Genomic DNA, 8,678 nt, shown 5'->3' on the forward strand with positions numbered 1-8,678 from the left:
AGGTGATGGGGCGATATTTAGGGAATAGTTTCAGAATTAGTTTATCTCAAACCATGTCTACTTGACAACTAGGGCGATCTTTTGGGGATAGGGAAAGGTCGATCGCTCTTTTGTTATGAGTCAAAAAGTGCGATCGATCTTGCTGTTTTCGTCAATATTTAAATTATAGGTTTTGGGGCGAGATTTAAGAAATAATTTCAGACATTGACTGAAAAATTAGCAGCCTCAGCATCGTTAATTGCCTGCCTCAACCGCACCAAACGCCTTTGTCTGCTGTCATTTTCCAACTGCATTGTAATGTCTTCTAATTCCAGAGTCGCTGCTTCCATTGCTAAACGACTGCGGCGCAAATTAGCCAATAATCTCTTGGCTGTTTCAGGATTGGGAATACGCGGTTGGCTAGTCATGGCAAATTCCACTCCGTTTTCACTTCTTGAATACTCCGTTCCATTGCCGGAATTTCGATTTGGATGCGTTCAATAGATTGGTTTACTAAGTTTAGCATATCAACCGAAATTGTGGGTTGAGACTCAGCTATGCGTAACTGAAAATTAGACAGCCGATTAAACCAGGGTGTAGCACGTTCAGCCACACTTTTCAGTTCATCCAGAAATGGTATCGTATCACTCGTTTCTCCAAAAAGTTCAAATAGAGTCAATTCTGCTGCTGTTGCTGCGTCAACAATATCTAGCAACTGGCGTTTCAAATTCCAGATAATTTCCGCAAGTTCGTTGAGGAATTTTGCCATACTTGCACGCTCCTCATAACTCGTCAATCATTGTAATTATAAACGATCGTGCAGTCCGCGTGCGAAGCTATCCCATAGGAAATCGCTTTTTGGGGATATGGAAAGGGATCTCGGTCTTGTGGATGGACAGGGGCGATCGCTCTTTGGGGCTGTGAGTGCGATCGCGCTTCAACTCATTCTATTCTTCTACATTCTCAAATTCATCCATTTGCAATGTATACTGCAATGCTACCTGTAATCTTGATACATAATCGGCTAAAAGAGTGCCCAATTTTTTGATTAATCGCTCTCTATCTACCGCTACTATTTGATAGCAAAGCACGACCGAATCTTGTGTTAAACCACCTTCACCAGTCGGTAAAATAATTGTCCCTGGTATTTGAGCATCGTCGCAGATTACTTGTTACCGGAATTACGACTACTGTTGTAGTAAAGCGGTCTAATGTATCTCGCTGTACAATAATGACTGGTCTAATTCCTGCTTGTTCTGACCCTCTAGAAGGATTCAAATCTGCCAAATAAATATCTCCTAGCATCAGATTTTATCCTGTTGCTGAAGTCGAGGCAGATAATCACTTAAGGCGACTTCTGCAAAAGCTAAATCCTCGGCGGCAAACTCAGCTTTTAGTATCGCAGCTTCTTCATCAGAAATGTCATCCCATTCTCGAAATAATTGTTTTTTATTAGCAGATTTTTGAAGTAGATATTGTTGAGTAGCTTGCTGTTTGTCAGCCAGATATTTCCAGATTACGCGCTCGAGTTCCTGTAACTCTAAAACTTCCAGCATTTCAAGCTGATTAACAATTTGTTTGAGGATTGCCTGTGACATAGGTTTTCACTTTTTGCGCTTGCCTAGTTTGTCTATTATACAACTATTCGCGTCCAGTGGGTTAGCGATCGCTCTTTTGTCATGGAAAGCTCGATCGCTTTTCTCGATCGAGGAATCTCGCTTTTTGCTTCGAGGAGGGGCGATCGTTTTTCTAAGGAATGGAGCAAATTTATGGTAGAGAAACGGGTCAAAGCCTGTGTCCCTAGAGCGTCAAAATATGATAAACTTAGTAAAAGCACTCGCCTTCAAGATATCCAAGCCATGAAGCTTATTTCTTTATCAGCACATTTTGATGGGCAATCTATTCAGCTAGATGAACCCTATAAGCTTGAACCAAACATAAAACTCATTATCACAGTCCTCCCGGAACAATTAGCAGAACGCGAAGCCGGGTTGTGGTTGTCAAGGCATCAACTAAACAAAGCCTACAATCAGAACGACGATTACCCGCTCAATGCAATTAAAACACCAAATCCTGACTATGCAGGAAGCTGATGTTGTTCTCACCCCAATTCCTCAAGCTGACGGGAAAATTAAGAATCGTCCAGTCATCCTTCTGAGGGAACTACCTCCTTATGGAGATTTTTTAGTTTGTGGTGTTAGCACCCAACTACATCAACAGGTTCCAGATTTTGTCGATATTATTTCCCCTTCAGACCCAGACTTTGCTCCCAGTGGTTTACGGTCTCAATCGTTAATTCGGTTAGGTTTCCTTGCTGTATTGCCTCGCAATCAAATTATCGGTTCTATTGGAGCTATTTCATCGCAAGCGACATCAACGCTTACTAAAAACTCTGAGTGATTATCTTGTGAATTAGGGAGAAGGTCGATCGCTCTTTTTGGCATAAAAAGGTCGATCGCCCTTTACTCCTTTTTCTCAATCGAGGGCTGCATCAGCAACTAGCGCAACGACTGAATTATGCTGCCTAATATTTTATCTGATGACCTCGATCGCATCGAGCAAGCCATTCAACTCTCCTCACTCAAAGTCTCCCTTCTTAAGGGGATGCGAGGGGGATCGAGACTGTTGCTCCTACCCGCACCAAAATACAATTTAGATGCGGGATAGCTTACTTAAAAAAAATGGGAATCTAATCAGCCAAATCTGCGAAAACCTCGCGCACGGCCGGATGCACCAATCGGTGATTCTGCACGTTCAATCCCTTCGCCAAACTCGGATTCATTTCCAAAGCTTTAATCCCGTTATTTGCCAACTGCAAAACATAAGGCAAAGTGCTGTTATTCAAAGCTTGAGTCGCAGTCCAAGGCACGGCACCGGGCATATTCGGCACGCCGTAATGCACAACTCCTTCCTCAACATAAGTAGGATTTGTGTGAGAAGTTACCCGCAAAGTTTCCACGCAGCCGCCTTGGTCAACGGCTACGTCAACAATCACAGAACCGGGGTGCATCTTCGCAACAAATTCGCGAGAAACTAGCACCGGAGCTTTTTTCCCCGGAACCAAAACCGCACCGATTAACAAATCAGTATCGGGAACAACTGCTTCAATTTGCAAAGGACTGCTGTAGAGGTATTCTACTCTGGAACCGAACAGAGTTTCCAAGTAGGCTAGGCGATCGACATTTACGTCTAATATCTGTACTCTGGCGCCCATTCCTACAGCAATTCTGGCTGCTTCTGTGCCGACAATGCCGCCGCCCAAAATCACAACTTTACCCGGTCTTACCCCCGGTACGCCACCCAAAAGTATGCCCCTGCCGCCTTGCTGTCGTTCCAGAAATCGAGCACCGAACTGCACGGCCAAACGCCCTGCAATAATGCTCATCGGCGTCAGCAGCGGCAACTTTCTGTCCGGGAGTTCGACGGTTTCGTAGGCGATGGCCTGGACTCCGCTGCTAATTAAATGCTGGGTTAATGTGCGATCGGCCGCCAAGTGCAAATATGTAAACAGCAACTGCTCTTTTTGTATCAGCGGATACTCAGCAGGCAGCGGTTCTTTAACTTTAACAATTAGTTCGCGCTTCCAGACATCGGAAGCCTTTAAGACAATCTTAGCCCCTGCTTGAACGTAGTCCTCGTCTGCGAAACCGGCCCCAGCACCAGCATTTGTTTCCACAAAAACTGTGTGGCCTTTGTCCGAACAAGCCCGGACACTTGTGGGGCTGAGCCCGACTCGAAACTCTAAATCCTTGATTTCCTTGGGGACGCCTATTTCCATCTATAACCTCTAATCTCAGGCATACATAGATCGAATCTAACTTAAAAACCATTCCCAGCGGGCCAATACTCTTGTAGATTTTAGATTTGGCAATCCGGCTGGGGTAGGATAATTTGTGTTGGATTTTCCGCCAGATCGATCGCAATTTCCTCAATTTAGACTTGAATTACATAATTTTTTGATTGATAGATCGACCGCAGATGTAGGGCTGATTAACACAGAGTAACGCAGATAATTTCAAGAAGAGTCAATATATTTGATCTGTCACTTATAATTTAACAGGCATAACTCGCCCCCCTATCTAAACAAATGCCACGCACACCTACCTTAACATTCGATCGCGGAACTCTCTTGCTACACCCGCCGCCCAAAGGCAGAGACTGGGTGGACTTTGCCACTTGGGACGATCGCGTGGAAAAATACCGCATTCGAGCAATTCACTACCGCCCGCTGGTAGAATGCCTCCAAGCCGAGTGCATTCACTTCACGGACGAAGCTAGGGCATACGAACTACTCGAACTCGTACCCAGCGTGGAAATGCAGCCTTACCCACATCAAGAACAGGCCCTCGTAGCTTGGCAAGAAGCAGGAAGCCAAGGAGTAGTCGTCCTTCCCACCGCTTCCGGCAAAACTTATCTGGCACAATTAGCCATGCAAGTCACTGGTCGCAGTACATTAATTGTAGTACCAACTCTCGATTTAATGCACCAGTGGTATGCTAATTTAAAGGCAGCTTTTCCCGACATCGAAATCGGATTGTTGGGCGGAGGTTCGCGGGACAAAACGCCAATTTTAGTCGCAACCTACGACAGTGCAAGTATTCATGCAGAAACCTTGGGCAATAAATACGGTTTGCTGGTTTTTGACGAATGCCACCATTTGCCAACAGACTTTTATCGAGTAATTTCCGAATATGCGATCGCGCCTTTTCGACTCGGACTGACAGCCACACCCGATCGCACCGACGGCCGCCACAGCGATTTGCATTTCCTGATCGGCCCGACAGTATTTAGCAAAAGACCCGAAGATTTGGCAGGCGATGCTTTAGCCGACCATAAAATAGTTCAAATCATGGTAAAACTGTCAAAAGAAGAGGGATCTCGCTACGCCGAATTAATCAACATTCGCAACGACTTCTTAAAACAGTCTAACATCAAAATATCCAGCCTCGAAGGTTGGAAACAGTTTATCATGGCAAGCGCGCGATCGCCCCTGGGAAGGCGCGCCATGCTAGCCCACCGCCAAGCCAAAGAAATCGCCCTTTGTACCGAAGGCAAACTGCGAATTTTAGCCAACATACTAGCAGAACACTCTCCCCAGCGCACCCTAATTTTCACCGGAGACAACGCCACAGTTTACCGAATTTCCCAAGAATTTCTCATCCCCACAATTACCCACCAAACCCCAGTCAAAGAACGCCACGAAATCCTCGATCGCTTTCGCAGCGGCGAATACAAAACCCTCGTCGCCTCCCACGTTCTCAACGAAGGAGTGGACGTTCCCGACGCCCGAATTGCTATCATATTGTCAGGCACCGGCAGCGAACGCGAATACATTCAGCGATTGGGTCGAGTTCTCCGCAAAAGCAGCGATGTAAATAAGTTAGCAATTCTCTACGAAGTCGTCACCGAAGACACCAGCGAAGAAAGAACTTCTCAACGCCGCCGAGGAGGAATGCAGCCTCATAAACCGAAACCACAAACACAAGTAGAACCGCCCAAGCCAGAATATCAGAAATTAGAAATTGTCAAACCGACACCCATTTACGGAGTCAACCGGGAGGCGACTAAAAAAGCAGCAGAATCACCAGCAAAATGGGGAGAAGACAATGATGAAATTCCCTGGTAGCAAGCTTAAATAACTTAGTTGTGGGATGGGAAGTCTTAGCGAAAGGATGGTTATATAATTAAAGCACTCCTAGGTCTATTTAAAATCTCAAATCTCAAATATCAAATATCAAATATCAAATCTCAAATCGATTTAAGGAGTTAACGGGGATGTGACTAAAAAAGCAGCCGAATCACCCGCAAAATGGGGAAAATACAATGATGATTCCCCGGAAAATTGAAAATTGCCCAATTAGTGTATAATCTCACTATTAACTAAGTCACCTTACATAAAAATGAGCGAAACTGCACAACTAACTAACTTTAAAATTTTCCCCAAACATACAGGAGTTTGGGAGGGAGACTGGACAATACTCGATGCCGACTGCAAAGAAACCAGGCGTTTTACAGCAGTTGTTACCCAGAAAATAGTTGATAACGAGTGGAGGCAAACTAACCTTCAAACTTATGCCAATGGTCAGAGTGAAACCCAAAAGTTTGTGGGTTATGTTGTCGGCGAAGGACAAGTGCAAATTGAAGGTCTGGACTCAGTTTTTTCCAACTACAATACACTAGCGACAGAAGTTGGAGATGATTTGATAATTTTTCAAGTATGGGACAAAGCAACTGGCTTTATGAGGGCTGTTGAAACCATCCATCTTGTCAGTTCCGATCGGCGAATTCGGACTACCCAAAGCTTGACAGAAGAGGGAAAACTTAGGGGAGTTATGGTGATTGTTGAACAAAGAATTGAGTAAAAGTTTTTACTGCGTATGTTACCAACTGATTTATTAAGTCACCGCCAAAACGGAGAATCAATCATCCCTCTCCGCCTCAAGATAGATGCTAAAAACTTAGAAGCCGCAACGGAAATGATCGACTGCTTCCAAGAGTCGATCGGCAAAACCCAAGGCGAACTCGACGGACGCTTGCTAGAATTAGAAGGCGACAGCCCCGATTATCGGCTGAAACGGGGATTAGCGCACCTGCTGAAAGGCGGTTTCTGCACCTTGGAAGTCATCAGTCCCCTAGAACCCTCAGAGTTGAGACAGCGGGTTTTTGCCTTGTCCGCGCGATCGACTCCCAGCCCTCAATCCACCCAATTAACCCTGGAAAAAGTAGCAAGTGAACTCAGCCAAGAGTTAAACAGAGAAGTTTTTCCTCACGAAATCACTACAGGTTTATACGCCGATTTAAACGAAAACAAAATCCTCACTGAGTTTAATGCACCAACACCCGAAAACTTGCTTCACAAATACAATCTTTCTCAAGTTCAAGGCATATTTTACCGAGCAAGTCAAGTCCAATTAACCGCCCACCGCAACGATCCAGGAGAATACAAACTCTTATTTCGCTATCTGAAACTATTTCAATTAATGACTTACATCGAAGGCGATGCCGACCACGGTTTTACACTGACAATAGACGGCCCTACAAGCTTATTCAAACCCAGCACCCGCTACGGCTTAGCCCTGGCGAAAATGCTGCCCGCACTGCTGCACGTCACCAAATGGAGTATGCACTCCACACTGCACACAAAAGATCCTTTTAGTGGCGTTTTGAAAACAGGTAAATTTACCCTAAATTCCGACTGCGGTTTAGTCAGCCACTATCCCCCTGGCAAGCCTTATGATAGTATGTTAGAAGCAGCATTTGCTGAAAGATGGAATTCCACAAAAACCGAGTGGCAACTAGAGCGAGAAGTAGATTTAATTCCGATTCCAGGTAGTGTGATGATTCCCGACTTTCGGTTAGTGCATCCCGACGGGCGAGTATTTTTATTAGAAATAGTTGGCTATTGGCGGCCGGAGTATTTGCAAAAGAAATTTGCACAAGTACAGAAGTCTGAATGCGATAACTTAATTTTAGCTATTTCCGAACGGCTGAATTTAGAAAAAGCCGGAGTGAATGTAAATGAAGTGCCAGCAAAAGTAGTCTGGTTTAAAGATAAATTGTTGCCCAAATCAGTCCTGGAAGTCCTCGAAGAGTAACCAATCCGCGCATCAGTTGCAAACATCTTTCTTTCTTTCTCTCTCTCTGCGCCCTCTGCGCCCTCTGCGGTTCAAAAAAATCCTCCTCAAAAAACCTCCCACATTCCCAGCTATACTAAAATAGGAATTCACCCAAATCCTTGCCACCGCATACTCTCACCCTAAAACCGATAGAAAAATGGCAGACACAAGTATTGTCGAAAGAATCAAAAAGCTGTTAGCCCTCGCCACCTCATCAAATGAAAACGAATCCACTGCGGCAGCCGAAAAAGCTTCCCTGTTACTGGCACAGTACAATCTCAGTCTCGCCGATTTAGGGCCAAATCACCAAGAAGAGATTGACGAAGACTCAGTTGAAACAACATCCAAATTTGTCACTTGGAAAATGATGCTGCTTTCGGGAATTGCCGACGCTAACGGTTGCACTGCCATGCGAAACACTTATAATGGCAGTATGTTTTTGGTGGGAACTTCTACCAACCTGATTGTTTGCAAACATCTGTACGAGTATTTGAGCTCTGCGATTGAAAAAAGGGCTAAATACCGCAAAGGAAATGGCAGAGGGTTGGCGTATCTGAATGCTTTTCGGGTTGGATGCGCGACGAGGTTGAGACAAAGATTGTTGGAACAAAAACAGGAGATGGAAAACTCAGGGATTCCGGGTTCCGGGGATGCGGCGGCGACTCCAGCGATTGTAGTGCGATCGATGTTTGAGAAAAATCAACTGGCGATCGCGGATTATCTAGAGGGCCGAGGGGTTAAAATTAGAACGAGAACAGATTCTCAAGTCAGTAGCGCGGCGGGTTTTAATTCGGGGTATGAAGTGGGCGACAAAATTAGTTTGCACAAGCAAGTGCAGCCGCAAGGGGATCTGAAACAACTTAATGAATGTCTTTGAGTTTATGTATAGTTAGCATTAAAAGGGAATTTGTTCGTCAAGCTCAGGAAATTTTGCAGCCAGTTTATCCCAGGCTTCATTTGCCGCTTGTTTTACCCTATAATCACTATCTCGCAAAGCATCAATTAGCGGGACTTAAACAAATTTTAAGCCCAAACAAAGCCTAAACTGGCTTTATAAGCGGAGAATACGTCCCAATTTTGGTT

Annotated in this window: 14 protein-coding genes; 7 read left to right on the plus strand and 7 right to left on the minus strand. The window is 44.9% G+C overall.

The window, feature by feature from the left end; translation table 11 throughout:
- Positions 1-197 precede the first annotated feature (197 nt).
- The 6 genes from QUB39_RS18120 to QUB39_RS18140 form a co-directional block, all read right to left on the minus strand.
- Positions 198-407 carry a hypothetical protein gene (locus QUB39_RS18120; RefSeq protein WP_333058272.1) on the minus strand — a complete coding sequence of 70 codons (210 nt, stop codon included), beginning with the start codon at positions 405-407 and terminating at the stop codon, positions 198-200.
- The gene (locus QUB39_RS18125) at positions 404-748 is read right to left on the minus strand and encodes a hypothetical protein (RefSeq protein WP_333058271.1); all 345 of its coding nucleotides are present in this window, start codon (positions 746-748) and stop codon (positions 404-406) included. The genes QUB39_RS18120 and QUB39_RS18125 overlap by 4 nt, the downstream gene beginning before the upstream one ends.
- Before the next feature lie 178 nt (positions 749-926).
- The gene (locus QUB39_RS30645; RefSeq protein WP_445243128.1) at positions 927-1,070 is read right to left on the minus strand and encodes a hypothetical protein; all 144 of its coding nucleotides are present in this window, start codon (positions 1,068-1,070) and stop codon (positions 927-929) included.
- 25 nt (positions 1,071-1,095) lie between these two features.
- Positions 1,096-1,284, minus strand: a complete 189-nt coding sequence (locus QUB39_RS18130; RefSeq protein ID WP_333212237.1) for a type II toxin-antitoxin system PemK/MazF family toxin — start codon at positions 1,282-1,284, stop codon at positions 1,096-1,098.
- Positions 1,284-1,577, minus strand: a complete 294-nt coding sequence (locus QUB39_RS18135; protein ID WP_333212235.1) for a hypothetical protein — start codon at positions 1,575-1,577, stop codon at positions 1,284-1,286. Before QUB39_RS18135 ends, QUB39_RS18130 begins: the two co-directional genes overlap by 1 nt.
- A gap of 35 nt (positions 1,578-1,612) precedes the next feature.
- Positions 1,613-1,744, minus strand: coding sequence for a hypothetical protein (locus QUB39_RS18140; protein ID WP_333212233.1), 132 nt, complete (start codon positions 1,742-1,744; stop codon positions 1,613-1,615).
- Between the two features lie 4 nt (positions 1,745-1,748).
- Between QUB39_RS18140 and QUB39_RS18145 the strand changes: the two genes are divergently transcribed.
- The 3 genes from QUB39_RS18145 (at position 1,749) to QUB39_RS18155 (ending at position 2,646) form a co-directional block, all read left to right on the plus strand.
- Positions 1,749-2,072 carry a hypothetical protein gene (locus QUB39_RS18145; RefSeq protein WP_333212231.1) on the plus strand — a complete coding sequence of 108 codons (324 nt, stop codon included), beginning with the start codon at positions 1,749-1,751 and terminating at the stop codon, positions 2,070-2,072.
- Positions 2,032-2,379 (plus strand): hypothetical protein, encoded by a 348-nt coding sequence (locus QUB39_RS18150; RefSeq protein ID WP_333263861.1) that lies wholly within the window; start codon positions 2,032-2,034, stop codon positions 2,377-2,379. Before QUB39_RS18145 ends, QUB39_RS18150 begins: the two co-directional genes overlap by 41 nt.
- A 117-nt stretch (positions 2,380-2,496) precedes the next feature.
- Positions 2,497-2,646 carry a hypothetical protein gene (locus QUB39_RS18155; RefSeq protein ID WP_333058266.1) on the plus strand — a complete coding sequence of 50 codons (150 nt, stop codon included), beginning with the start codon at positions 2,497-2,499 and terminating at the stop codon, positions 2,644-2,646.
- Positions 2,647-2,668: 22 nt separating this feature from the next.
- Here the strand turns inward: QUB39_RS18155 and ald are convergent, their stop codons facing one another.
- On the minus strand, positions 2,669-3,757 hold the full coding sequence (gene ald, locus QUB39_RS18160; protein WP_333058265.1) for an alanine dehydrogenase: 1,089 nt from the start codon (positions 3,755-3,757) through the stop codon (positions 2,669-2,671).
- A 309-nt stretch (positions 3,758-4,066) separates the two neighbouring features.
- Between ald and QUB39_RS18165 the strand changes: the two genes are divergently transcribed.
- From QUB39_RS18165 to QUB39_RS18180, 4 genes are all read left to right on the plus strand, one after another.
- Positions 4,067-5,605, plus strand: coding sequence for a DEAD/DEAH box helicase family protein (locus QUB39_RS18165; protein WP_333212228.1), 1,539 nt, complete (start codon positions 4,067-4,069; stop codon positions 5,603-5,605).
- Positions 5,606-5,879: 274 nt separating this feature from the next.
- Positions 5,880-6,341, plus strand: a complete 462-nt coding sequence (locus QUB39_RS18170) for a DUF3598 family protein (RefSeq protein ID WP_333058263.1) — start codon at positions 5,880-5,882, stop codon at positions 6,339-6,341.
- Positions 6,342-6,356: 15 nt separating this feature from the next.
- Positions 6,357-7,574, plus strand: a complete 1,218-nt coding sequence (locus QUB39_RS18175; protein WP_333212226.1) for a DUF790 family protein — start codon at positions 6,357-6,359, stop codon at positions 7,572-7,574.
- 178 nt (positions 7,575-7,752) lie between these two features.
- Positions 7,753-8,472, plus strand: a complete 720-nt coding sequence (locus QUB39_RS18180; protein ID WP_333058261.1) for a DUF2786 domain-containing protein — start codon at positions 7,753-7,755, stop codon at positions 8,470-8,472.
- The last annotated feature ends 206 nt before the right edge of the window (positions 8,473-8,678 follow it).

Origin of the sequence: Microcoleus sp. AT8-B5, from assembly GCF_036705565.1 — a bacterium.
Lineage (GTDB): Bacteria > Cyanobacteriota > Cyanobacteriia > Cyanobacteriales > Microcoleaceae > Microcoleus.